Annotated in this window: 24 protein-coding genes and 1 tRNA gene; 15 read left to right on the plus strand and 10 right to left on the minus strand. The window is 69.0% G+C overall.

The window, feature by feature from the left end:
- A complete protein-coding gene (locus ACQY4O_RS10420; protein ID WP_428376316.1) occupies positions 1-1,086 on the minus strand; it encodes a P-loop NTPase in 1,086 nt (361 codons plus the stop codon).
- A 141-nt stretch (positions 1,087-1,227) separates the two neighbouring features.
- On the opposite strand from ACQY4O_RS10420, the gene ACQY4O_RS10425 reads away from it, so the two are divergent.
- The 4 genes from ACQY4O_RS10425 to ACQY4O_RS10440 all read left to right on the plus strand — a co-directional run bounded on the left by ACQY4O_RS10425 (position 1,228) and on the right by ACQY4O_RS10440 (position 6,105).
- Positions 1,228-2,496: an OpgC family protein gene (locus tag ACQY4O_RS10425; protein WP_428376317.1), complete on the plus strand. Its 1,269-nt coding sequence runs from the start codon at positions 1,228-1,230 to the stop codon at positions 2,494-2,496.
- A 4-nt stretch (positions 2,497-2,500) separates the two neighbouring features.
- On the plus strand, positions 2,501-3,229 hold the full coding sequence (locus ACQY4O_RS10430; RefSeq protein WP_428376318.1) for an SGNH/GDSL hydrolase family protein: 729 nt from the start codon (positions 2,501-2,503) through the stop codon (positions 3,227-3,229).
- Between the two features lie 88 nt (positions 3,230-3,317).
- Positions 3,318-4,907, plus strand: coding sequence for a DegQ family serine endoprotease (locus tag ACQY4O_RS10435; RefSeq protein WP_428376319.1), 1,590 nt, complete (start codon positions 3,318-3,320; stop codon positions 4,905-4,907).
- 142 nt (positions 4,908-5,049) lie between these two features.
- On the plus strand, positions 5,050-6,105 hold the full coding sequence (locus ACQY4O_RS10440; RefSeq protein WP_428376320.1) for an FUSC family protein: 1,056 nt from the start codon (positions 5,050-5,052) through the stop codon (positions 6,103-6,105).
- A gap of 51 nt (positions 6,106-6,156) precedes the next feature.
- Here the strand turns inward: ACQY4O_RS10440 and ACQY4O_RS10445 are convergent, their stop codons facing one another.
- The 4 genes from ACQY4O_RS10445 to ACQY4O_RS10460 form a co-directional block, all read right to left on the minus strand.
- Entirely contained in the window at positions 6,157-6,348 is a 192-nt protein-coding gene (locus tag ACQY4O_RS10445; protein WP_428376321.1) for a hypothetical protein, read from the minus strand.
- A gap of 239 nt (positions 6,349-6,587) precedes the next feature.
- Positions 6,588-7,016, minus strand: coding sequence for a type II toxin-antitoxin system VapC family toxin (locus ACQY4O_RS10450; protein ID WP_428376322.1), 429 nt, complete (start codon positions 7,014-7,016; stop codon positions 6,588-6,590).
- Positions 7,013-7,261, minus strand: coding sequence for a FitA-like ribbon-helix-helix domain-containing protein (locus tag ACQY4O_RS10455; RefSeq protein WP_428376323.1), 249 nt, complete (start codon positions 7,259-7,261; stop codon positions 7,013-7,015). Before ACQY4O_RS10455 ends, ACQY4O_RS10450 begins: the two co-directional genes overlap by 4 nt.
- 67 nt (positions 7,262-7,328) lie before the next feature.
- Positions 7,329-7,886 carry a hypothetical protein gene (locus ACQY4O_RS10460; protein WP_428376324.1) on the minus strand — a complete coding sequence of 186 codons (558 nt, stop codon included), beginning with the start codon at positions 7,884-7,886 and terminating at the stop codon, positions 7,329-7,331.
- 113 nt (positions 7,887-7,999) lie between these two features.
- On the opposite strand from ACQY4O_RS10460, the gene queA reads away from it, so the two are divergent.
- From queA to ACQY4O_RS10500, 8 genes are all read left to right on the plus strand, one after another.
- Positions 8,000-9,133 carry a tRNA preQ1(34) S-adenosylmethionine ribosyltransferase-isomerase QueA gene (gene queA, locus ACQY4O_RS10465; protein ID WP_428378166.1) on the plus strand — a complete coding sequence of 378 codons (1,134 nt, stop codon included), beginning with the start codon at positions 8,000-8,002 and terminating at the stop codon, positions 9,131-9,133.
- Entirely contained in the window at positions 9,130-10,251 is a 1,122-nt protein-coding gene (gene tgt / locus ACQY4O_RS10470) for a tRNA guanosine(34) transglycosylase Tgt (RefSeq protein WP_428376325.1), read from the plus strand. Before queA ends, tgt begins: the two co-directional genes overlap by 4 nt.
- The gene (gene queG, locus ACQY4O_RS10475; RefSeq protein ID WP_428376326.1) at positions 10,248-11,294 is read left to right on the plus strand and encodes a tRNA epoxyqueuosine(34) reductase QueG; all 1,047 of its coding nucleotides are present in this window, start codon (positions 10,248-10,250) and stop codon (positions 11,292-11,294) included. Before tgt ends, queG begins: the two co-directional genes overlap by 4 nt.
- Entirely contained in the window at positions 11,291-11,539 is a 249-nt protein-coding gene (locus tag ACQY4O_RS10480; protein WP_428376327.1) for a ribbon-helix-helix domain-containing protein, read from the plus strand. Before queG ends, ACQY4O_RS10480 begins: the two co-directional genes overlap by 4 nt.
- A gap of 118 nt (positions 11,540-11,657) precedes the next feature.
- Entirely contained in the window at positions 11,658-11,843 is a 186-nt protein-coding gene (locus ACQY4O_RS10485; RefSeq protein WP_428376328.1) for a hypothetical protein, read from the plus strand.
- 146 nt (positions 11,844-11,989) lie between these two features.
- Positions 11,990-12,820, plus strand: coding sequence for a TerB family tellurite resistance protein (locus ACQY4O_RS10490; protein WP_428376329.1), 831 nt, complete (start codon positions 11,990-11,992; stop codon positions 12,818-12,820).
- 60 nt (positions 12,821-12,880) lie between these two features.
- Entirely contained in the window at positions 12,881-15,538 is a 2,658-nt protein-coding gene (locus ACQY4O_RS10495) for an MGH1-like glycoside hydrolase domain-containing protein (RefSeq protein ID WP_428376330.1), read from the plus strand.
- Positions 15,539-15,871: 333 nt separating this feature from the next.
- Positions 15,872-16,297, plus strand: coding sequence for an organic hydroperoxide resistance protein (locus tag ACQY4O_RS10500; RefSeq protein WP_428376331.1), 426 nt, complete (start codon positions 15,872-15,874; stop codon positions 16,295-16,297).
- Between the two features lie 3 nt (positions 16,298-16,300).
- Here the strand turns inward: ACQY4O_RS10500 and metF are convergent, their stop codons facing one another.
- Positions 16,301-17,287 carry a methylenetetrahydrofolate reductase [NAD(P)H] gene (gene metF / locus ACQY4O_RS10505; protein ID WP_428376332.1) on the minus strand — a complete coding sequence of 329 codons (987 nt, stop codon included), beginning with the start codon at positions 17,285-17,287 and terminating at the stop codon, positions 16,301-16,303.
- Positions 17,288-17,553: 266 nt separating this feature from the next.
- On the opposite strand from metF, the gene ACQY4O_RS10510 reads away from it, so the two are divergent.
- Positions 17,554-18,324 (plus strand): MlaA family lipoprotein, encoded by a 771-nt coding sequence (locus ACQY4O_RS10510; RefSeq protein ID WP_428376333.1) that lies wholly within the window; start codon positions 17,554-17,556, stop codon positions 18,322-18,324.
- A gap of 14 nt (positions 18,325-18,338) precedes the next feature.
- On the plus strand, positions 18,339-18,992 hold the full coding sequence (locus tag ACQY4O_RS10515; protein WP_428376334.1) for an MlaC/ttg2D family ABC transporter substrate-binding protein: 654 nt from the start codon (positions 18,339-18,341) through the stop codon (positions 18,990-18,992).
- A 63-nt stretch (positions 18,993-19,055) separates the two neighbouring features.
- Here ACQY4O_RS10515 and ACQY4O_RS10520 read toward each other — a convergent pair whose 3' ends face one another.
- The 3 genes from ACQY4O_RS10520 to ACQY4O_RS10530 form a co-directional block, all read right to left on the minus strand.
- Positions 19,056-19,577 (minus strand): GNAT family N-acetyltransferase, encoded by a 522-nt coding sequence (locus ACQY4O_RS10520; RefSeq protein ID WP_428376335.1) that lies wholly within the window; start codon positions 19,575-19,577, stop codon positions 19,056-19,058.
- Positions 19,578-19,765: 188 nt separating this feature from the next.
- The gene (gene ettA, locus ACQY4O_RS10525; RefSeq protein WP_428376336.1) at positions 19,766-21,445 is read right to left on the minus strand and encodes an energy-dependent translational throttle protein EttA; all 1,680 of its coding nucleotides are present in this window, start codon (positions 21,443-21,445) and stop codon (positions 19,766-19,768) included.
- 55 nt (positions 21,446-21,500) lie between these two features.
- Positions 21,501-21,573, minus strand: a tRNA-Ile gene (locus tag ACQY4O_RS10530).
- A 136-nt stretch (positions 21,574-21,709) separates the two neighbouring features.
- On the opposite strand from ACQY4O_RS10530, the gene ACQY4O_RS10535 reads away from it, so the two are divergent.
- On the plus strand, positions 21,710-22,060 hold the full coding sequence (locus ACQY4O_RS10535) for a hypothetical protein (protein ID WP_428378253.1): 351 nt from the start codon (positions 21,710-21,712) through the stop codon (positions 22,058-22,060).
- A 241-nt stretch (positions 22,061-22,301) separates the two neighbouring features.
- On the opposite strand, the gene ACQY4O_RS10540 is transcribed toward ACQY4O_RS10535, so the two are convergent.
- Positions 22,302-23,027, minus strand: coding sequence for an SDR family oxidoreductase (locus ACQY4O_RS10540; protein WP_428376337.1), 726 nt, complete (start codon positions 23,025-23,027; stop codon positions 22,302-22,304).
- Positions 23,028-23,070 lie beyond the last annotated feature (43 nt).

Below are 23,070 nucleotides of genomic sequence, written 5' to 3' on the forward strand. Positions count from 1 at the left end.
TCAGGTCTCGAGCCGCAGCGCCGCCGCCACCCTGCCGGCCAGCACCGCGTAGGCGCGGCCTGCGTCGCTGTCCGGCGCCGAGGCCATGATCGGGGTGCCGGCATCCGAGCTGGTGCGTATGTCGAGCAGCAGCGGGATCTCGGCCAGGAACGGCACCCCCAGCGCTTGCGCCTCGCGCCGCGCGCCGCCATGGCCGAACAGCTCGGTGCGATGGCCGCACGCCGGGCAGCAGAAGAACGACATGTTCTCGACGATGCCCAGCACCGGCACGTTGGTCTTCTCGAACATCGCCACCCCGCGGCGCGCATCGAGCAGCGCGATGTCCTGCGGCGTCGAGACGATCACCGCCCCCGCCAAGGATACCTTCTGCGCCATGGTCAGCTGCGCGTCGCCGGTGCCGGGCGGCATGTCCACCACCAGCACGTCGAGCGCACCCCACGCGACCTCGCCGATGAGCTGGACCAGCGCGCCCATCACCATCGGCCCGCGCCAGATCATCGCGGTGCGTTCCTCGACCAGGAACCCCATCGACATCGCCCGGATGCCCCAGGCCTCGATCGGCAGCATGCGCTTGTCCTGCAGCTCGGGGCGCGTGGTGATGCCCAGCATGCGCGGCAGGCTCGGGCCGTGGATGTCGGCATCCAGCAGCCCGACCGCGAGGCCGCGCCGGGCGAGCCCGACCGCGAGGTTGACCGCGGTGGTGGACTTCCCGACGCCGCCCTTGCCGGAGGCGACTGCCACGATCCGCTTCACCTCGGGTAGCAGCTTGCCCTCGGGCGCGGCGGCGCCAAGCTTGAGCGGCGCATGCGAGGGAGCGGGAGCCGCGGCAGCCGCTGGGCGATGTGCAGTGAGGAGCACGGTCGCATTCACGACCCCGCGCACCGCGCGCACCGCCGCCTCGGCCGCCGCCGCGACACGCTCCATTGCGGGCTGTTCCTCCCGCGCGGCGAGCAGCGCCAGATGCACCAGGCCGCCGCGCACGACCAGGCTGTCGATGCGGCCGCTGGACGGCAGCGGACGCCGGCTGGCGGGATCGATCACCGCCTGAAGGGCGCGCAGCACCGTTGCCTCGTCGAGTTCGGCCATGTTTTTCCCCTGAGGCGGTGCGCCGGATGAAACAACCCGGCCGCCGGATGTGACTTAAGGTAAGGTGGCCAGCGACGCACTGGAAGCGGACGCACCGCCTTCCCTATCTGAGTTGCGATGCATGCAGGAGCCGGACAACGGATGACGCAATCCAGCGCCCCAGCTTCCGGCGGCGCGCCCGCAGTCGCTCCCGGAGCGGCCCCGCGCCCGGGCCGCGATCACCGGGTCGACGCCCTGCGCGGCGTGGCGCTGGCGATGATGTTCGTCGACCACATCCCCGACAACGTGCTCAACCGGATCACGCTGCGCAATCTCGGCTTCTGCGACGCCGCCGAGATCTTCGTGCTGCTCGCGGGCTTCGCCTCGATGCTGGCCTATGGCCGCGCCTTCGCCCGCGAGAGCGTGCGCTCGGCGATGTCCAGGCTGCTGCGGCGCTGCGGCAAGCTCTACCTCTACCAGGTCGGCATGCTGCTGGTGAGCATCGGCGTCATCACCCAGTGGCGGCTGATCCACTGGGTGCCGGTCGACTTCCTGGAGCCGGAGCTGGCGCATGGCTGGACCAGCCTGTGGCGGGCGATGACGCTGATGGCGCTGCCCGGCAACCTCAACATCCTGCCGCTCTACATCCTGCTGCTGCTGCTGTTCCCGGTGATCTACTGGGTGTCGCGGCGCTCCGGATGGCTGACGCTGGCGCTCAGCGGCGGCGCCTGGCTGATGGTCAACCTCGATCCGGCGCTCAACCTGCCGAACTGGCTCGACCCGGACGGCTGGTACTTCAACCCGTTCGCCTGGCAGTTCCTGTTCACGCTGGGCGCACTCGCGGCGAGCGTGACCCAGGCGCGCGGCGGCGACCTGCCGCGATACCGCCTGCTGGTGGCGTTCTGCTGGGGCTACCTCGGCTTCAGCGCCGTGCAGGCCTTCCCGTGGGCGCAATGGCACCTGCCGAACCTCGCGCCGTTCGACATCGACCCGCCGCTGAAGACGCCGCTCTCGCCGCTGCGCCTGATCGACGTGCTCTCGATCTTCTACCTGGTGCAGAGCAGCCCGCTGATGCAGCGCTTCGCCTCCGGCCGCGCCGGCCAGGTGCTGGCGGTGCTGGGCCGGCACTCGCTGGAGGTGTTCTCCGCCGGCACCCTGCTCGACCTGCTCGCCAAGCTGCTGTTCGCCACCTTCGGCTCCCACTGGGCGCTGCAGATCGGCATCAACGTGGTCGGGCTGGGCACGCTGTACCTGCTGGCGCGCGCGCTGGACCGGCGCAAGGCCCTGCGCAAGCAGGCCCAGAAACGTACAACCGGACGCACAACCGGACGCACAACCGGACGCACGACCGAACGCAAGGCGGAGCAGCGCCAGCAGGCGGATGCGAGCGCCCGCGGCGCTTCCCATCAAGATCCCGTCGCCGCATCCTGACTTCATGCCCGAGACCACGCCGAATCCTGCCCGCGCCCACGATACCGACTCCGCCGCCTTCTCTGGCGCCTTCGGGTTCGGGCTGTCGCCCGGCCATGTCGCGCGCTCGCGGGGTGCAGTGGCGGCGGGCCGCACGCTGCGCATCACCGTGTTCGGCTCCTCGACCACCGAAGGCATCGGCGCGTCCGCCCCGATCCACAGCTTCCCGCAGGTGATGCGGGCCAGCCTGGTCGCGTCCGGGATCGCGCCGGTGTCGCTCGCCAATCACGGGGTCGGCGGCAACAATGCGCGCGACCTGCATGCGCGGCTCGGCGACGTGATCGCGGGCGAGCCCGACCTGGTGCTGTTCCAGACCGGCAGCAACGACCCGCTGCAGGAGGTTCCCGCGAGCGAGTTCGCGCGGCTGACCCGCGCGGACCTGCTCACGCTGCGCGCACACACCGGTGCCGACCTCGTGCTGGTCGACCAGCAGCTCTGCCGGATGCTGGAGGAGTGCGAAGCCTTCCCGCCCTATCTCACCGCGCTGCACGAGGCGGGTGCCGCGACCGGGGTGCCGGTGTTCCCGCGCTACCAGATGATGCAGGGCTGGAGCATGACGCCCGGCATGGATCGCGACCGGCTGTCGCCGGACGGGCTGCACATGGGCGATGCCGGCTACCGGCTGCTGGGCGAGGCGCTGGCCGGCTGGCTCCGCCTCGCCCTGCTGCACCCGGATGCCCCTGCGACAGCGTGACTGCGGCTTTTCCACGACGGCGGCGTTATGGAAACGCCGCCGCTTCGGCTAGAGAATGGCCCTCCCGATCCCTGAGGACACCCGTTATATGCGCCCTGCCCCCCGTCCCGCCCGCCTGGGTCTTGCCTGCCTCGCGGCGGCCCTGCTCCAGGCCGGAGTGCCGGCGGCGACCGTGGCCGGGCTGCCCGCGCCGGCGGTGGCGCGCGGCGCTCCCGACAGTTTCGCCGACCTCGCGGCCAGCCTGCTGCCGGCGGTGGTCAACATTTCCTCGACCGAGACGGTCACCAGCGACACCCCGGACGACGACAATGACGACCAGGGCGGCGGCGGCGGTGGCGACCAAGGCGGCGGCGGCGGCGGCGGACCGGGCCCGAACATCCCGGCATTCCCGCCCGGCTCGCCGTTCGAGAAGTTCTTCCACGACTTCATGAACCGCCAGAACCAGGGCAGCCCGAACGCGCCGCCGCGCAAGATGCAGGCGCTCGGCTCCGGCTTCATCGTCGATCCGTCCGGCATCATCGTCACCAACAACCATGTCATCAGCGGCGCCGAGGAGATCACCGTCACGTTGCAGGACAACACGGTGCTGAAGGCCAAGCTGATCGGCCATGACGACCGCACCGACCTCGCCGTGCTGCAGGTCCATACCGACCACAAGCTCACCGCGGTGAGCTTCGGCGACAGCGACAAGTCGCGGGTCGGAGACTGGGTGCTGGCGATCGGCAACCCGTTCGGGCTGTCCGGCACCGTCACCGCCGGCATCATCTCGTCGCGCGGGCGCGACATCCAGCAGGGCCCGTACGACGACTTCATCCAGACCGACGCCCCGATCAACAAGGGCAACTCGGGTGGCCCGCTGTTCAACATGGACGGCCAGGTGATCGGCATCAACACCGCGATCTACTCGCCGTCGGGCGGCTCGATCGGCATCGGCTTCGCGATCCCGGCCAGCGAGGCGCGGCTGATCATCGAGCAGCTGCGTCGCTTCGGCCATGCCAAGCGCGGCTGGATCGGCGTGCGCATCCAGGACGTGACCCAGGACATCGCCGACAGCCTCGGCCTGAAGACCGCGCACGGCGCGCTGATCGCCGGCGTCGAGCCGAAGGGGCCGGCGGAAAAGGCCGGCCTGCGCAGCGGCGACGTGATCCTGCAGCTCGACGGCAAGGACGTGGACGGTCGCAGCCTGCCGCGGCGGGTGGCGGAGACCCCGGTCGGCGATGCCGGCCAGTTCGCGATCTGGCGCGACGGCCGCCGGCAGGCGCTGACCATCCCGATCGGCGAGTTCCCCGAGCAGCCGGCCCAGGCCGCCAGCAAGCCTAGCCCGAAGCCGCAGCCCGCCACCTCGATGACGCTGCCGTCGCTCGGCATGAAGGTGGCGCCGATCACGCCGGCGCTGCGCCAGAAATACCAGCTCTCCGATGGCCAGAAGGGCGTGGTGATCACCGACGTGTCGCAGGATGGCGTTGCCGCCGACCGCGGTCTGCGGCCGGGCGACGTGGTGGTCGAGGTGCAGCAGACCGATGTCGCGACGCCGGCCGCCCTGCAGGAGCAGATCGACCGCGCGCGTCGGGCGAAGCGCGCCTCGGTGCTGATGCTGGTGCAGGATGGCGATGCGATCCGCTTCGTGCCGCTGCCGGTCGGGTCCGGCAAGTCCGGCGGCCTGAAGGATAAGGGCTGACCAAATCAGCTTAGAGCATGATGCATACATCATGCTCCGCTAGAGAGTGAAATAGAGCAGCTTCATGAGTTAGTTGGCATCGCAGAGCGATTCCAACTAACGTCATGCTGCTCTAGGGCTAAGCCTGCCGGGGGGTCCGGACATGATCTTCCAGGCTGTCAGCCAACAGCATCGGGCGTGGCTGCGCCAGGCGGCGCGGACCCTGGTGTCGGTGTTCCTGTCCGCGGCAGTCTCGCAACTCTTCGGCCTGCGCGAGGCACCCTGGGCGCTGATCACCGCGGCCATCGTCACCTCGAGCAGCGTCACCGGCACCTGGACCGCCGGCCGCGACCAGATCACGGGCACCCTGATCGGCGCGGCCGCCGGGGCCAGCGCCATTGGCCTCGAACTGCTCGGCTACCCGAGGATGCCGGTGTTCTGGGTCATGCTGGCGCCGCTCGCCCTGCTGGCCGCCGCCCGGCCGACGCTGCGGCTGAGCTGCGTGACGCTGGTGGTGGTGTTCCTGTTTCCGTCGCCCGGCCATCCGTTCGACCGGCCGATCGACCGCGTCGCGGCGATCCTGACCGGCGCGCTGGTGTCCCTGGTGGTCTCGTTCGTGGTGTTCCGCTCGCGGGCGCGGGCGCAGGCCTTCGGCAGTGCCCGCGAGATGCTGGGCGTCCTGCGGCAACTGCTCGAGGAGGTTATGAGCGGCCGCGGCCCGGCGGCCACGCGCGACGCCCTGAACGACACCGCCATCGCCGCCCTGCGCGGCCTCGCGGATGCGGTGCTCGAGGCCCGGCGCGAGCATGTCAGCGCGCTCGAGCAGGCCGACCCGCTGCTGGTCCGCCTGGTGCCGATGCTGCGCCGGCTGCAGAGCGACGTGCTGTTCGTGACCCGCGCGATGGACGAGCTTCCCGATGCGACCCGGCTGCGTGACACCCTGGCCTGTGCCAGCCAGGCGCTGACGGAGGTGTTCGACGGCCTCGCCCGGCGCTGCCAGGCCATCGAGCAGGGTGCGCGCAGCGTCCAGGCGCCGGGCGACGGTGCCGCCGAGATCGCCAATCTCGACGACACGCTGGCCTCGCTGGGGGATACCGCCGGGGTGCCGCTGCGCTTCACCCTGCAGATGCTGCGCCGCGACCTCGACGACATGGAGACCGCGATCCTGCAGGATGGCCAGGAGGGGGCTGCGGGCGTACCGATTGGTGTGGCTGCCTGATTTCTGGTTGGGAGACGCTGTTGAAACCTGTGGTTTGCGGGGTGGTGCTGGTCACAGCGAGTTCAGGTAGGCGACTAACTCGCTTCCATTTCGCGCCAGCAGATAGTTCCACTTTCCAAAGCGGCCTGTTGCGTTTACCGCGGCGCACCAGCGGACCGCCGCCTGCGCTTTGATGTCGGCAGTGCCTTCCCAGTCAGCGCCCTTGATCTCTGTGATCAGGTAGCGATCGTCTTCGCACGCCATTCGTGCCAGCTTTCCTTGCTCGGAACCGGGGCGCCGCTCCGACTTCGGGGCGCGCTACCGCTTCCTGCTTATGGCGGTAGTCTTTGGTGGAAACGGCGGGGTCTGCTCCCGTGGTAGCAGCACGGCGGGACGGAGAGCGCGTCACGCGGGGCATCAGACGATCGCCGCATTCAGGCGGTCGGCAGCTACGCCCGTGCCACCCCGAGGCTTCGGTGGATGGGCATTCTGCGTCATTCTGATCATCCGTTGGCCGCTTTCCACGGGTCGATGATCTCGATGCCGCAGCCGTGGAAATCGGAGACGTTTCTCGTGGCAAGCGAAGCGCCGCGTGAGCGCGCTATGGCGGCGGTCTGGGCGTCGGCTTGCGAGATGGGTTTGCCGGCTTGCCGCCGCTCCGCTGCAAGGACAGCAAAAGCCTGCGCTGCCAGGCTGTCAAAGGGGAGGACCCGGCCGCCGAAATCCTCCTCCAGCATTCCCCTGACCTCGGCCGTGAGCGCGGCGCGGCGCTTGCCAGCCGGCAGCAGCGCCACGCCATAAAGCAGCTCGGCCTCGGTGATCGCGGAGATGAACACGCTGGCGTCCGGCTGTCCTGCGAGCCACTCTTCGACTGCGGGGCTCGGGACCACACGCATCAACTCGGATAGAATGTTGGTGTCGAGCAAGATCACGGTCCGAAGGACGGCGGCTCGCGCATCGGCTCGCGCGTCATCGCAGGCAGCTCGACCCCACCGAGATGACTGAAGCGGGCGCGGATCGAAGCGACGAGACTGCCGGGCCGGGCCGGCTCTCGATTAAGGGCCGAGCGGAGGATGTCGCGTGCCTCGTCCTCCATCGAGCGCCCATGGAAGGCCGCCTGGACGCGCAGACGCGACTTGAGCGCATCCTCGATGTTGCGGATCGTGATACTGGCCATCAGTCGTCCTGTCATCAATGATTGCAAGTTAATCGATGATCTCAGAACCGACAATCAAAACGATGCATCAGTTCGGCGCGGAGGTCGGGGTGTTCGAGGGCAGCGAGCCGTGCGAGACGCCTGGCTGTGGTGCTGCGCTGACGGCGCCGGCCGCGACCGGCTGCGCACCCGACATGGTGCCTGAAGCACCAATGCGGTGGGCGCTCGCCGGCCGCACCGGCGGATGTGCGTCGAGATAGCCGAGGCAGGTCGTCACCAAAGGCGCGCAGAACGCGTCGGTGGCGAAGATCGCGTTCTTCTCGCCGGAATACAGCACGTTGGTGACGATGCCGTCGTCGGCGCGCGCGGTGATGTGGCAGTTGCCGCCGAAGGAGAGCGAGATGCCGCCGACGATGGGCGGCGCCAGGCTGACGGCGGAACTCGAGGCGCTGTACCAGGTCAGCACGTCCGTGCCCGGGAAGCTGGTGTGCTGGTCGGGGCTGCCGAGGCAGGCGACCAGGTCGACCTCGCGCAGCCCGACCAGCACACGCTGCGCCCGGTGCGCGACCACGGAATCATCGACCGCGCAGCCGGCGAGGCCGACCACTCCGCACAGCAACAGGCTCCGCACGCGCATCTGGATCAAGGCACGCAATCCCCGGTTGCCGGACCGAAGCGAGAAACCATGCACGGGACCACCGGATCAAGCGCTACTTGCCCCTCGACTTCCGGGTGCCCGGACGGCACATGGTCCGCGCCATGCCCGATCCCGTCCCGTCACCTACCCTCCTGACGAGGGACTTCGACTTCGCGCTGCCGGACGCGCTGGTCGCCCAGACGCCGGCGCGACCGCGCGAGAGTGCGCGGCTGCTCGAGGTGTCGCCGCACGGGCTGTCGGACACTGTGGTCCGCGACCTTTCCGGGCTGCTGCGACCGGGCGACCTGCTGGTCGCCAACGACACCGCGGTGATCCCGGCGCAGCTCGCTGCCCGCCGGGCTCCAAGCCTGGGCGCCGCAGCCGTGATGGGCGGCCTTGCCATTCCCGGCGCCCGCATCGGCATCACGCTGGACCGTATCCTGCCGGACGGCAGCTGGCACGCTTTGCTGCGCAATGCCCGCCGCACCCAGGCCGGCGAGGACCTGCACTTCGAAGCCAGCCCTGGAAGCGCTCCGGTCACCGCCCGCATCGTCTCGCGCGACGACGAGGGCGGCGCGGTGCTGCGCTTCTCGGTCGCGGGTCAGGCGTTCGACCGCTTCCTGCGCGAGACCGGCGCGCTGGCCCTGCCGCCCTATATCGAGCGGCCGGCGGGTCCGACCGAGGCCGACCGCCAGGACTACCAGACCGTGTTCGCGCGCCATGACGGCGCCGTCGCCGCCCCCACCGCCGGGTTGCACTTCACGCCCGCGCTGCTCCACGCGCTGGCGGCGGCCGGCATTGCGCGCACCACGGTCACGCTGCATGTCGGCGCCGGCACCTTCCTGCCGATGCGCGGCGACGATGTCGCCAGCCACACGATGCATCCCGAGCGCGGCATCGTCAGCGCGGAGGCGGCGGACGCGATCAACCGCACCCGGGCCGCTGGCGGCCGGATCGTCGCCGTCGGCACCACCAGCCTGCGACTTCTGGAGAGTGCCGTGGACGAGACCGGCCGGGTGCGGCCAATGGCAGCCGAAACCAGGCTGTTCATCCGGCCCGGGCACCGGTTTCGCACCGCCGACCTGCTGCTGACCAACTTCCACCTGCCGCGTTCGACGCTGTTCATGCTGGTATGCGCCTTTGCCGGCCATGACCGCATGCGCGAGGCCTATGCGCATGCGGTGCGGGAGAAGTACCGGTTCTATTCGTATGGCGACGCCTGCCTGCTGCACCGCGACCCGGCTGCCGACGCATGAATTTCGCCTGGAGCAGCGCGGGCTCGGATGCCGCCGCCCGGGCCGGCACGCTGCACACCGCGCATGGCGACGTGCCGACGCCGACCTTCATGCCGGTCGGCACCGCGGGCACGGTCAAGGCGATGACGATGGATGCGGTGCGCGCCACCGGTGCCGGCATCGTGCTCTCCAACACCTACCACCTGATGCTGCGCCCCGGCGCCGAGCGGGTGCAGGCATTGGGTGGCCTGCACCGCTTCATGGACTGGCCGGGACCGATCCTGACCGATTCCGGCGGGTTCCAGGTGATGTCGCTGGGCGCGCTGCGCCATCTCGATGCCGACGGGGTGACGTTCCGCTCGCACCTCGACGGCAGCGCCCACCGCCTGACCCCCGAGCGCTCGACGCAGATCCAGCACGCGCTCGATGCCACTATCAGCATGTGCTTCGACGAGTGCCTGCAGCTGCCGGCCAGCCTCGAGGCGATCGCCGCCTCGATGCAGCTCTCGATGCGCTGGGCGGCCCGCTCGCGCGCGGCCTTCGTGCCGCGCCCGGGCTATGCCCAGTTCGGCATCGTGCAGGGCGGCACCGACGCGGCCCTGCGCGCCGACAGCGTGCGGGCGCTGCGGGCGATCGGCTTCGAGGGCTATGCGATCGGCGGGCTTGCGGTCGGCGAGGGCCAGAAGCTGATGTTCGCGACGCTGGACGCCACGGTGCCGCTGCTGCCGGACGCGGCCCCGCGCTACCTGATGGGGGTGGGCACCCCGGACGACCTGCTCGGCGCGGTGCTGCGCGGGATCGACATGTTCGACTGCGTGCTGCCGACGCGCGCCGGACGCACCGCGCGCGCCTATACCGGCGCCGGCGCGCTCAACCTGCGCAACGCCCGGCATGCCGGCGACCTGCGTCCGCTGCAGCCGGGTTGCGCGTGCCTCGCCTGCACCCGGCACACGCGCGGCTACCTGCACCACCTGTTCCGCGCCGGGGAGATGCTCGGGCCGATGCTGCTGAGCTGGCACAACCTCGAATACTACCAGTCGCTGATGCGCGGCATGCGCGCGGCGATCCTGGAGCGGCGGCTCGAAAGCCATGCGGCGACGCTGCGGCAGGCCTGGGCCGAAGGCGATCCACCGGCATGAACAACACCCTCGCACTGCGCGACCGCATCCGCGACAAGGCGCTCTCGCTCGGCTTCGATGCCGTCGGCTTCGCCGAGGCCAGGCTGGGTCCGGAGGCACGCATACGCCTCGCCGACTTCCTCGCCAGCGGCGCGCATGGCGAGATGGACTGGCTGGCGGCGCGCCAGGAGCAGCGGTCCGATCCTCGCACCTTGTGGCCGGAGGCGCGCAGCGTCATCGCACTGGGACTTTCGTACGCACCGGACGAGGATCCACGCGCCATCCAAGAGCGGCCGGATCGTGGCGGCATCTCGGTGTACGCCCGCAACCGCGACTATCACGATGTGGTCCGCGGCATGCTCAAGCACCTCGCGCAGTTCATGGTGAAGGCGGCCGGCGGCGCAGATGTGAAGGTGTTCGTCGACACCGCGCCGGTGATGGAAAAGCCGCTCGCCGAGCGCGCCGGGCTCGGCTGGCAGGGCAAGCACACCAACCTGGTGTCGCGCCGGCACGGCTCCTGGCTGTTCCTCGGCGAGATCTACACGACCCTGGAGTTGCCACCCTCAGCGCGTTCCGCCGGCGGCTGCGGCAGCTGCACCGCCTGCCTTGCTGCCTGCCCGACCGACGCGTTTCCCGCGCCGTACCGCCTCGATGCCAGGCGCTGCATCTCCTACCTGACCATCGAGCATGCCGGCCCGATCCCGCACGAGTTCCGCGCCGCGATCGGCAACCGCATCTATGGCTGCGACGATTGCCTCGCCGCCTGCCCGTGGAACCGCTTCGCCGGTGTCGCGCGCGAGGCGAAGCTGCAGGCGCGTGACGACCTGCGCGCGCCGCCGCTGGCAGAGCTGGCAGCACTCGACGAGGCCGGCTTTCGCGCCCGGTTCGCGGGCTCGCCGATCAAGCGCATCGGGCGCGACCGGTTCGTGCGCAACGTGCTGATCGCGATCGGCAACGCGCAGACCCCGGCGCTGTCGGGCGCAGCGCTCGCCTTGTTGCGCGATCCGGATCCGGTGGTGGCGGAGGCGGCCGCCTGGGCGGTCGGGAAACTCCGGCCAGCATGACCCGGGCCGGCGAGAACGCGGGGGGCCTGGTCAAGCGCAGCCTGTCCCTGTCCGGCCACCGCACGTCGGTCGCCCTGGAGCCGGAATTCTGGCGGGCGCTGGAACGCCTCGCAGGTGCTAACGGCATCGGCCTGGCGGCGCTGGTGGCCGGGATCGACCAGGCCCGCGACCCGACCCGGCCGCTCGCATCGGCGCTGCGTGTGCACGCCCTGGAACAGGCCATGTTGCGCGCGCAGGTTGCATGAAAAATTGCGACAAATCTTCCGGCTGTTAACTTTCGGGTAAGTTCCGTCCGCCATGGTCAGGATGTCGAACGAGACCGGGGCCGGGACGGCTCCTGATCCCATCCAGAGGAAAATCCCGATGCTCTCCATCAACCCGACCAGCTACCTGGTTTCCGCCATGCCGGTGAGTCCGCTGACCCTGTCGCACCAGCTGCTCATGCTGGCCGAGCAGGCGGACCAGGCCGGCCTCGGCCGCAGCGCCCGCTCGCTGCTCAAGCTGGCGCACACGGTATGCACCGACCGCCCGCGCCTGCCGATCGCCTGATCGGCCGCCGCCTCGGCAACCCGGGGCCGGGCCACCCGTAGGGTGCCGGGGGGAAACCGGCTGCCCCAATCGAGGCGACATTGACTTCCGGTCGGGCCTGAGGGGCTGGTTGGCCGACAAGGCAGGCGCGTGATATTGGGCGAGGCATGGCAATCTGGGGCAAGGTGTTCGGCGCGGTGACCGGGTTCGCCGTTGGCGGACCGCCCGGAGCGGTGATCGGCGCAGCGCTCGGCCATGCCGCGGACCGGGGTTCACTGCTGGAGCCGCCGCAGGGTGGCGGCTGGCTGAGTGCGGTGGGCGGCGATGCCCGCGCCAGGCTGGCGCCCGATCCGACCAGTGCCGCGGCCCGGGTCGCGCTCCGCATGGCGGCAGTCATGGGCCGCAAGGACCAGCTGTTCGCCATCGTCGCCGTGGTGCTGTCGGCAAAGCTCGCCAAGGTCGACGCGCCGGTCAACCGGGCCGAGATCGACACCTTCAAGCGCTGCTTCCGCATCCCGCCGGAATCGACCCGCGAGATCGGCCGCCTGTTCGACCAGGCGCGGGCCCGCACCGACGATTTCGAGCCCTTCGCCGCCGAACTGGCGAGCGCCTTTGCCGACAACCGGCTGGTGCTCGAGGATGTGCTGGTGGCGCTGTTCGCCATCGCGCGCGCCGACGGGCCGGTCAATGCGCGCGAGCTCGACTTCCTCAAGCGCGTGCACGCGACGCTGGGACTGACCAAGGCGTCGTGGGAACGCGCCGAGAGCGGCGCCGCCCGGCCCAGCTCGGACGAGCCGGATGCCTATGCGGTGCTCGGCCTGAAGCCGGGCGCCACCGATGACGAGATCCGGCAGACCTGGCGGCAGCTCATGCGCGAGCACCATCCGGATCTCATGACCGCTCGCGGCGCGCCCGAGGCGACCATCGCCAAGTCGGGCGACCGCGTCGCGCGGATCAACGCCGCATGGGACAGAATCAAACGCGAACGCGGACTGTGACCCGCTTCCGTCGGCGATTCGATCCATAAGAGGGCTTTCTCGATGCAGCCTGCCGCCATCATGCAGACCCGCGAGGGGGCGCGCCTGCGTCAGATACGCGAGGGGGCCGGCTGGCGGCACTGGGGCCCGTACCTCAGCGACCGGCAGTGGGGCACCGTGCGCGAGGACTACAGTGCGAAGGGCGATGCCTGGACCTACCTCACCCACGACGATGCCCGCTCGCGCGCCTATCGGTGGGGCGAGGATGCCATTGCCGGGTTCGGCGACGAGAAGCTGCGCTGGTGCATGGGGCTCGCTCTGTGGAACGGGCAGGACCCGATCCTGAAGGAGCGGCTGTTCGGGTTGAACAACTCCGAAGGCAACCACGGCGAGGACGTCAAGGAACTCTACTACTATCTCGATGCGACTCCGACACATTCATATCTGCGCATGCTCTACAAGTATCCGCAGGGCCGCTATCCGTACGAGCGGCTGGTCGAGGAGAATGCGCGCCGCGGGCAGGATGCGCCGGAGTTCGAGCTGGTCGATACCGGGCTGTTCGATGACGGGCGCTATTTCGACGTCTTCGTGGAATACGCCAAGGCGGCCCCGGACGACATCCTGATGCGCGTGCGCGTCCTCAATCGTGGCCCGGACACCGCCTCGGTCTCGGTGCTGCCGCAGTTCTGGGCCCGCAACGACTGGTCCTGGGCGCCCGACATCACGAAGCCGGTGATGCAGGCGGACGCCGCCGGGCAGGTCCGGCTGTCGCACCCGCGCACCGGTCCGATGCGGCTTGCGGTCGAGCATGCCGACGCGCTGCTGTTCTGCGAGAACGAGACCAACGTCGTGCGGCTCTACGGCGAGCGGATTTCGGGGTTCTTCAAGGACGGCATCAACGACTACCTCGTCCGCGGCCAGCGCGACGCGGTCAATCCGGAACAGCGCGGCAGCAAGTGCGCGGCCCTGCACACCCTGTCGCTGGCACCCGGCGAGGAGCGCGCACTGCGTCTGCGGCTGCGCCCCGAGCCGGCCCAAAGCGGCGAGTTCGGGGATGATGCGTTCGCCGACTTCGATGCGGTCTTCGCAGCCCGCCGCGAGGAGGCCGACGAGTTCTACGCGGCGTTGCAGGCGGCCGACAGCGACGCCGACAGCCGCCTCGTGCAGCGCCAGGCGCTGGCCGGCATGATCTGGAGCAAGCAGCTCTACGACTACGACGTGCGGCTCTGGCTGGAAGGCGATGCGGCCGGCCCGAAGCCGCCGCCGGGACGCGGGGACATACGCAACGGCGACTGGCAGCATGTGCACGCCTCCGAGATCATCTCGATGCCGGACAAGTGGGAATATCCCTGGTTCGCGTCGTGGGACCTCGCGCTGCAGTGCCCGGTGCTGGCGCTGGTGGATCCGGATTTCGCCAAGGACCAGCTGCTGCTGCTGACGCGCGAATGGTTCACCCATCCGAACGCGGCGTTGCCGGCCTATGAATGGTCGTTCAGCGACGCCAACCCGCCGCTGCATGCCTGGTCGGCCTGGCGGGTGTTCGAGATCGACCGCGCGCTCAACGCGGCACCCGATCATCATTTCCTCAAACGCGTCTTCAACAAGCTGACGATGAACTTCACCTGGTGGGTGAACCGCAAGGATGCGTCGGGGCGCAACATCTTCCAGGGCGGCTTCCTCGGGCTCGACAACATCGCGATCTTCGACCGTTCCTCGCCGCTGCCGACCGGCGGCGAGCTGTCGCAGTCGGACGGCACCGCCTGGATGGCGATGTACGCGCTGTCGATGCTGCGTATCGCGATTGAGATCGCGCTGCAGGACAGCGCCTTCGAGGATGTGGCGGCCAAGTTCTTCGAGCATTTCCTGCTGATCGCCGCCGCCGAGGGCAACAGCCTGTGGGACGAGCAGGACCAGTTCTTCTACGACCAGCTCGGCTTCCCGGACGGCCGCCGCATTCCGCTGCGCGCCCGCTCGATGGTGGGATTGATCCCGCTCTTCGCCACCACGGTGCTCTCGGGCGCCGAGGTGGACCGGCTGCCGCAGCTCAAGGCGCAGATGACCTGGTTCCTCAAGAACCGTCCCGATCTCGCGCAGCTGGTCTCGCACTGGACGGTGCCGGGCGAGGGCGACACCGTGCTGATCTCGCTGCTGCGCACGCACCGGCTGACCGCGATCCTTGCCCGCATGCTCGACGAGACCGAGTTCCTGTCGCCCGGCGGCGTGCGCGCGGTGTCCAAGTTCCACGAGCACCAGCCCTACCGGCTGGACCGGGACGGAAAGAGCTTCGAGCTGAACTACTGGCCCGGCGAGAGCGAAAGCCGGCTGTTCGGCGGCAACTCGAACTGGCGCGGCCCGGTCTGGATGCCGGTGAACTACCTGCTGATCGAGAGCCTGCTGCGGCAGTATCGCTACTATGGCGACGCACTCACGGTCGAGTTGCCGCGCGGCTCGGGCCGGCAGGCGAACCTGCACGACATCGCCTGCGAACTGTCGCGCCGGCTGGTCAGCCTGTTCACCCGCGGCGCCGACGGCAGGCGGCCGGTGCATGGCGACTACCCGCTGCTGCAGAACGATCCGCACTTCCGCGACCTGGTGTTGTTCTACGAATACTATCACGGCGATACCGGGCGTGGCGTCGGCGCCTCGCACCAGACCGGCTGGTCAGGGCTGGTGGCATCGCTGATCCACCGCCTCAACGGCCACGACTACTCGCACTGGACCAGACCCGGCTCGACCTGACCTCAGAGCCTATTTCAAAATGCCTGCTGCTGGCGATCCGACGCGCCTTTCCTGCGCTCCGCTGCTCACGGCCAGTAGGCCGCTGCGCTGCGGTGCTCGAAAAGGCACGCCGGCCGCGTGCCCGAGCATGATGCATGCATCATGCTCTCCTTGTAGAGTGAGGCAGAGCAGCTAGCGCTGCTCTGCGGCCCGCTCTCATCCAGCATCAGGCATTTTGAAATAGGCTTTCAGGCTGCGACCATCCCTGCGGCCACGAGACATCGCGCGCGGGTATGTTGTGCGCGACCGGATCGCAGGCGATGGTCTTCTGGTAACCATCGCAAGGACAACCCGATGCCGACAGACGTTCTCTACAGCACCGCCGCCCGCGCCGATGGCGGCCGCGACGGCCATGCCGCCACCCTTGACGGCAGTCTCGACGTCCGGCTGACCACGCCGAAAGAGCTCGGCGGCGCCGGGGGTGCCGGCAACAATCCGGAGCAGCTGTTCGCGGCGGGCTATGCCGCCTGCTTCATCGGCGCGATGAAATTCGTCGCCTCGCAGGGCGGCCCGAAGGTGCCCCCGGATGCCAATGTCACCGCCACCGTCGGCATCGGCCCGCGCTCGGAAGGCGGCTTCGGCCTGGAGATCGCGCTCGAAATTGCCCTGCCTGGCCTCGCGAGCGACCAGGCCGAGACGCTGGTCCACAAGGCGCACGAGGTCTGCCCTTACTCGAACGCGACCCGCGGCAACATCGACGTGAAGCTCAAGCTCGCCTGAGCGTCACGCGCCCGCTGCTGCCGGCTGATCTGCCGCCGGCAGTTGCGGGCGCACGCCCAGGATATGGGCGATCGCGTAGGTGAGGTCGGGACGGTTCAGCGTGTAGAAGTGGAACTCGTCCACGCCGTTCGCCTGCAGCAGCCGCACCTGCTCGGCGGCCACCACGGCGCCGACCATGCGGCGGGTTTCGGCGTCCTCCTCGGTGCCGCTGAACATGGCGGCGAGCCAGCCGGGCACCGCGGTGCCGCAGGCGGTGGCAAAGCGCTTCGCGGCCCCGAAATTCGAGACCGGCATGATCCCCGGCACGACGGGTGCCGTGATGCCGGTGGCAAGGCAGCGGTCGAGGAAGCGCAGGTAGGTGTCGGCCTCGAAGAAGACCTGGGTGATCGCGCGCGTGGCGCCGGCATCGAGCTTGCGCTTGAGGTTGTCGAGATCGGCCTGCTCGCTGGCGGCCTCGGGATGCACCTCCGGATAGGCGGCCACCGAGATCTCGAAATCCGCCACCCGCTTCAGGCCGGCCACCAGTTCGGCGGCACTCGCATAACCCTCGGGATGCGCCTCGAACGCGCTGTCCCTGGGCGGATCGCCGCGCAGGGCCACGATATGGCGCACCCCCGCATCCCAGTATTGCCGGGCCACGTCGTCCACCGCACCGCGCGAGGCGCCGACGCAGGTCAGGTGGGCCGCGGGCGTCAGACCGGTTTCGCGGACGATCCGGGCCACCGTGTCGTGCGTGCGCGCCTGGGTCGAGCCGCCGGCGCCGTAGGTTACCGACACGAAGCTCGGCCGCATCGTCTCCAGCCGGCGGATGCAGGCCCAGAGCTGGGTCTCCAGCGCCTCGGTGCGCGGCGGAAAGAACTCGAACGACAGGATCGGCGCCGGGCCGGCCGCCTCGCGCATCGGCAGGCCGGCGACCCGCGGGCCGGTCAGCCAGCGCTCGAGCGGCGCCAGCCCGGAGATAGGTCCAGAGATCGGAGAGGCCTCGTTCATGCTCGTCGTTCCGGATGACCCGTGCGCCAGCAGGCCTGGGCACATGACGGGAACCAGTAGTCGGGAGTTGCATGGTAGCGGCGACACGCTACCGGCACAAACGTCATGACTTCGCCGCCCGCAGGCAACGGACCCCGGTGGTTGCGCGTGCTCGCCTGCGTGTTAATGAGGTTGCGATGTGACCGTCCGGTCATTGACCTGTGATACAGGGCAGCCGGGGACCTGCCGTCGCAGGGCAGCCAGGGATGAGGATGCGGACCGTGAGAATGATCCGGACGGGTATGCGGCGCGCCGGCGCCGTCGCGGCAGTCGGGCTCCTCCTGGGGGCAGGCGGCTGCGCCCAGAAGCCGACCGACCCCGATGCGCTCGCCGACTACAACAGCACCAACGATCCGCTGGAGTCAGGCAACCGCTTCTTCTACCGGGTCAACAACACCGTCGACAAATACACCCTCAAGCCGGTGGCGCAGGGCTATGTCTATGTGGTGCCGCAGCCGGTGCGCACCGGAGTGCACAACGCGCTGGCCAACTTCGCGAGCCCGGCCACCTTCTTCAACGACATCTTCGAGACCAAGCCGCGCCGCGCCGGCGACACCTTCGTGCGCTTCGTGGTCAACTCGACGGTCGGCGTTGCCGGCGTATTCGATGTCGCCCGCGGCCTCGGTTATCCCGCGCACGACGCGGATGGCGGTATGACGCTGGCGAGCTGGGGCGTGCCACAGGGGCCGTACCTCTACCTGCTCGGCCTGGGGCCGTCCTCGCCGCAGGCGATCACCGGCTTCGCGATGGACATCGCGCTGGCGCCGTTGACCTACGTGCCGCGCGGCTATGGCTTGCTGACCCTGAACTGGGCGCTCTACGGTATCGGCGTGGTGGATGCCCGGGCCGGGGTGTTGAACGACCTCGACCAGATCAACCGCGATGCGCTCGACCCGTATGCCACCCTGCGCAGCCTGTACCGGCAGCATCGCGCAGCCCAGATCGAGGCGATGCGCAAGGACAACCGTATGACGACACCGGACTGGTACACGCAATGATCGGGGCCGACTGCATGCTAGACGTTGACCAACACCCGCTGCCTGCGCATCGCGCCTTCCCGACGCGGCGCCGCCTGGGTGCCTTGGCCGGCGCCGCCGCCTGCCTGGCGATGTGTCTTGGAGGTGTTGCCGCCCGCGCGGAAAGTGCCGACGTCGCCTTCGTGCACCAGTTCGGCGACAAGCTGGTGGCCGTCATCAACGGCGCCGGCTCGACCGTCGAGAAGAAGCAGCAGATCCAGCCGCTGATCGACCAGAACGTGGACGTGGACGGCATCGCGCGCTTTGCGATGGGCCGCTACTGGAAGCTGGCCACCCCCAGCCAGCAGCAGCAGTTCGTCACCCTGTTCCACCATGTCCTGCTCAACACCATCACCGGCAAGCTCGGCGAATACCAGGGCGTGCGCTTCTCGGTCGGCGCGGCCACGCCGCATGGCGACGGTGAGAGCCAGGTGGCCACCACGATCGACCGGCCCGGGCAGCCGCCGGCCAACGTGGACTGGGTGATCAGCCACAAGGCCGGGGCGCCCAAGGTCGAGGACGTGTTCGGCGAGGGCGTCAGCCTGAGCCTGACCCAGCGCCAGGACTATTCCAGCTACCTCTCGCGCAACGGCAACGACATCGACAAGCTGCTGGGCGCCATGCAGAGGCAGGCCGCTCGGTCTTCGTGAGAGACGCTTCGGATATGCTCTACTACGGCGGTCATCCGACGCGGCTTTCTGCGCTTGCGGTGCTCACGGGTTGGGGGTGCGGTCGCTTTCATAGATGAGCATGGTGTGGCCGGCGCGCAGGAAGCTGGCTTTGACCTGCATGCCGATGCCGCCGAGGATCGTGCGCGAGGCGAAGTTCTCCTCGCGGGCGACCGCGACCACACGCATCTCGCCCTGGTCGTGCGCGTAGCGTAGCGCCGCCGCCGCGGCCTCGCGGGCGATCCCCCGGCCGCGCGCAGGCGGCCAGATCGCGAAGCGCAAGCCGAGCCCCAGCCCGTCCGGGCGCTCGTGCAGCCCGGTCATGCCCTGGAACACGCCGTTCTCGTTGATGGTGAAGATGCCGACGCGGCGGCGCGCCCAGAAGGCGATGTCGTCCGCCATCTCCTCGGTTGCCTGCTTGCGGTTGCGCACCCCGCCCAGCATCAGTCCGAACGCACCGGCGTCGCCCTTGAGGCGCACCATGCGGTCCAGGTCCGGCCAGCCGACCGGCGCCAGGATCAGCCGTGCCGTGCGCACCTTCCGCCCGAGCGAGGAGAAACCTGTCATGTCCTTGATCTGAGTCGCTTGGAGGCGATGAGGCTATTTGAAAACGCCTGATGCTGGATGAGAGCCGCCGGAACGGCCGCGGCCGGCGTGACTTTTTGAGCACCGGAGCGGAGCGGCCTTCATGGCCGTGAGCACAGGAGCACAAAAAAGGCGCGTCGGATCGCCAGCAGCAGGCGTTTGCAAACAGCCTAGCGGGCGATCGGGCGGTACTTGATGCGATGCGGCTCCGTCGCCTCCGCGCCGAGACGGCGGCGCTTGTCCTCCTCGTACGCCTGGAAGTTGCCCTCGAACCACTCGACGTGGCTGTTGCCCTCGAAGGCCAGGATATGCGTCGCCAGCCGGTCGAGGAACCATCGGTCATGCGAGATGATCACGGCGCAGCCGGCGAATTCGCCCAGCGCATCCTCGAGTGCCCGCAGCGTGTCGACGTCGAGGTCGTTGGTCGGCTCGTCGAGCAGGATGACGTTGCTCTCGCGGCGCAGCATCTTGGCCAGATGCACCCGGTTGCGCTCGCCGCCCGACAGGATGCCGACCTTCTTCTGCTGGTCCGCGCCCTTGAAGTTGAAGGCGCCGACATAGGCGCGCGACGGCACCGCGCGCTTGCCGAGATAGATCACGTCGGTGCCGCCGGAGATCTCCTCCCAGACGTTCTTGTCGGCATCGAGCGTGTCGCGCGACTGGTCGACATAGCCGAGCCTGACCGTCTCGCCGATCTTGAGCTCGCCGCCATCGGGCTGCTCCTGGCCGAGGATCATCTTGAACAGGGTGGACTTGCCGGCGCCGTTCGCCCCGATCACGCCGACGATGCCGCCGGGCGGCAGCTTGAAGTCCAGGTCCTCGATCAGCAGCCGGTTGCCGAACGCTTTTCGAAGTTTGTCGGCCTCGATCACCGTGCCGCCGAGGCGCGGGCCGGGGGTGATGACGATATCCGCCGTGCCGCCGGCGCGGTCGGCATTGGCGGCCAGCATCTTCTCGTAGTTGGCGATGCGCGCCTTGTTCTTGGCCTGGCGGGCGCGCGGGCTGGAGCCGATCCACTCCTCCTCGGCGGCGAGCGCACGCTGGCGCGAACTCTCCTCCTTTTCCTCCTGCTGCAGGCGCTTGCGCTTCTGCGCCAGCCACGAGGAGTAGTTGCCCTCGAACGGATAGCCGCGGCCGCGCTCGATCTCGAGGATCCAGTTGGTGACGTTGTCGAGGAAGTAGCGGTCATGGGTGATCACCATGACGGTGCCGGCATAGTCGCGCAGCGTGCGCTCGAGCCAGGCGACGCTCTCCGCGTCGAGATGGTTGGTCGGCTCGTCGAGCAGCAGGATGTCGGGCTTTTCCAGCAGCAGCCGGCACAGCGCCACCCGGCGCCGCTCGCCGCCCGACAGTTTCTCGACATCGGCCTCGGCCGGCGGACAGCCGAGCGCATCGAGCGCGATCTCGATGCGGCGGTCGAGGTCCCAGCCTTCGCCGGCCTCGATCTCCTCCTGCAGCGTGGCCTGCTCGGTGAGCAACATGTCCATCTGCTTGTCGTCCATCGGCTCGCCGAACAGCAGCGAGATGGCGTTGAAACGCTCCACCGCCGCCTTCAGCTTGCCGAAGGCGAGACCGACATTCTCGCCGACGCTCAGCGTCGGATCGAGCCTGGGCTCCTGCTCGAGATAGCCGATGCGTATGCCCTCCGCCGCCCAGGCCTCGCCGCCGTACTCGGTCTCGATCCCGGCCATGATCTTGAGCAGGGTGGACTTGCCGGCGCCGTTGACGCCGAGCACGCCGATCTTGACGCCCGGCAGGAATGACAGCGTGATGCCCTTGAACACCTCGCGGCCGCCCGGATAGGCCTTGGTCAGGTCCTTCATCACATAGACGTACTGATAGGCTGCCATGAGGGGCTCCTGGTCCAGGTTGTATCCGCGAGCATAAATCCGGAAGGCGGGGACCTGCGCCCGGCAGGACTCGAACCCGCAACCAAGCCGTTATGAGCGGCCCGCTCTAACCATTGAGCTACAGGCGCACAAGTCCCGCATCAGATTGCGCATCAGGGCGGCAATGGCAAGTTCCCGGCGGTGGCAACGCCGGCATGGCAGCCTTCGATCCGCCGCAATCGCGTGCCAATTCTGAGACACACCCACACGATCGGAGCGACCGCCATGCCCAACCGCCACCCTCTTGCCAGCCTGTTCCTGGCGGCCGCGCTGCTGCTGCCGGCTGGGGGCGCCCTCGCCCAGCCCGCGCCCGGTCCGGGCCCGGATCAATCCGGTTCCATGCAGGCACCTGCGGACCAGCGGCCGATAGACCAGCAGCCCGGGGACCAGCGACCGATGGCATCCGGCATCAAGCCCAAGCCGCGCGGAGGCTGCCTGAAATACGGGGCTGCGGGGGCCGTCGGCGGCCATCTGGCGCATCATCACGCGGTGCTCGGAGCGGTGGGCGGCTGCGCGGTCGGCGCCTACGTCAAGCACCGGTCCAAGAAGCGGATCGCCGCCGGCCAGCAGCCCTAGCGGTCCGATCCTGCCGCTCGCTACCCGAGCGGCAGGCTCAATTTGCCCACAAAACCAAAGGCTAGTGGTAAAGCCTGGCGACTCTTCCGTCAGATTATTACCACTAGAGCATCATCCGATCAGACGGAATCGGCTGATCAGATTGAGATGCTCGCCAAAACAAAGAGCTAGAGCTTTGTCTGTGAACCAGTGTGAACGGACAATGCTCTGGTGGCACCGGGCCAAGCCCGCCTGTGAGCCCTCACCAGGGCACGGTCTCCCGCTCGAAGTAGAAGCCACCGCTGGGCCCGGCGGCATCCAGGTCTGCCAGCCAGACGATCCCGGCAGCCGCCTGCTCGACCGTCCGGTAGCCTGAATGGCCGTTGAGGTCGGTAGCCGTGTAGCCGGGATCGGTGGCGTTCACCTTGATACCGAGCGGGGCAAGTTCCTTGGCGAACGACACCGTCGCCGCGTTTAGTGCCGATTTGGAGCTGTTATAGCCAAGCAGGTTGACCTCGTAGAACTCGTTCGCCGGATCCGAGAGCCAGCCGAGCGACCCGAGGCCGCTGCTCACCATGACGATCCTGGCACCGCCTGCCGCTGTCAGCAGCGGCAGGAAGGCCTGGGTGACGCGGATCGGCCCGAACACGTTGGTCTCGAAGACGGTGCGGACGTTGTCGACGGGCTGTTGGCTGGGCTTCACCCGCAAGCCGCCGGTGATCCCGGCATTGTTGACCAGAACGTCGAGGAGGCCGTCCGCCTGCCCGACATGGCCTGCTGCGGCCTGCACGCTCTCGTCGCTGGTAACGTCGATCTCGACAAACCTGACATCGTGGCCTTCGTCGCGGAGGCGTTGCGCGGCCTCCCCGCCCCGGGCGCCGTCGCGGCAGCCGAGCCAGATGCGGTAGCCCAGCCGGCTAAGCTGGCGAGCCATCTCGAAGCCGATGCTCTTGTTGGCACCGGTGATCAATGCACTCTTTCCTGTCATGCGAACCTCCTTTGCCGGATTGGCGCATCCGGCGTCGGTCGCG

The sequence above is a fragment of the Lichenicoccus sp. genome, from assembly GCF_965277665.1.
Lineage (GTDB): Bacteria > Pseudomonadota > Alphaproteobacteria > Acetobacterales > Acetobacteraceae > Lichenicoccus.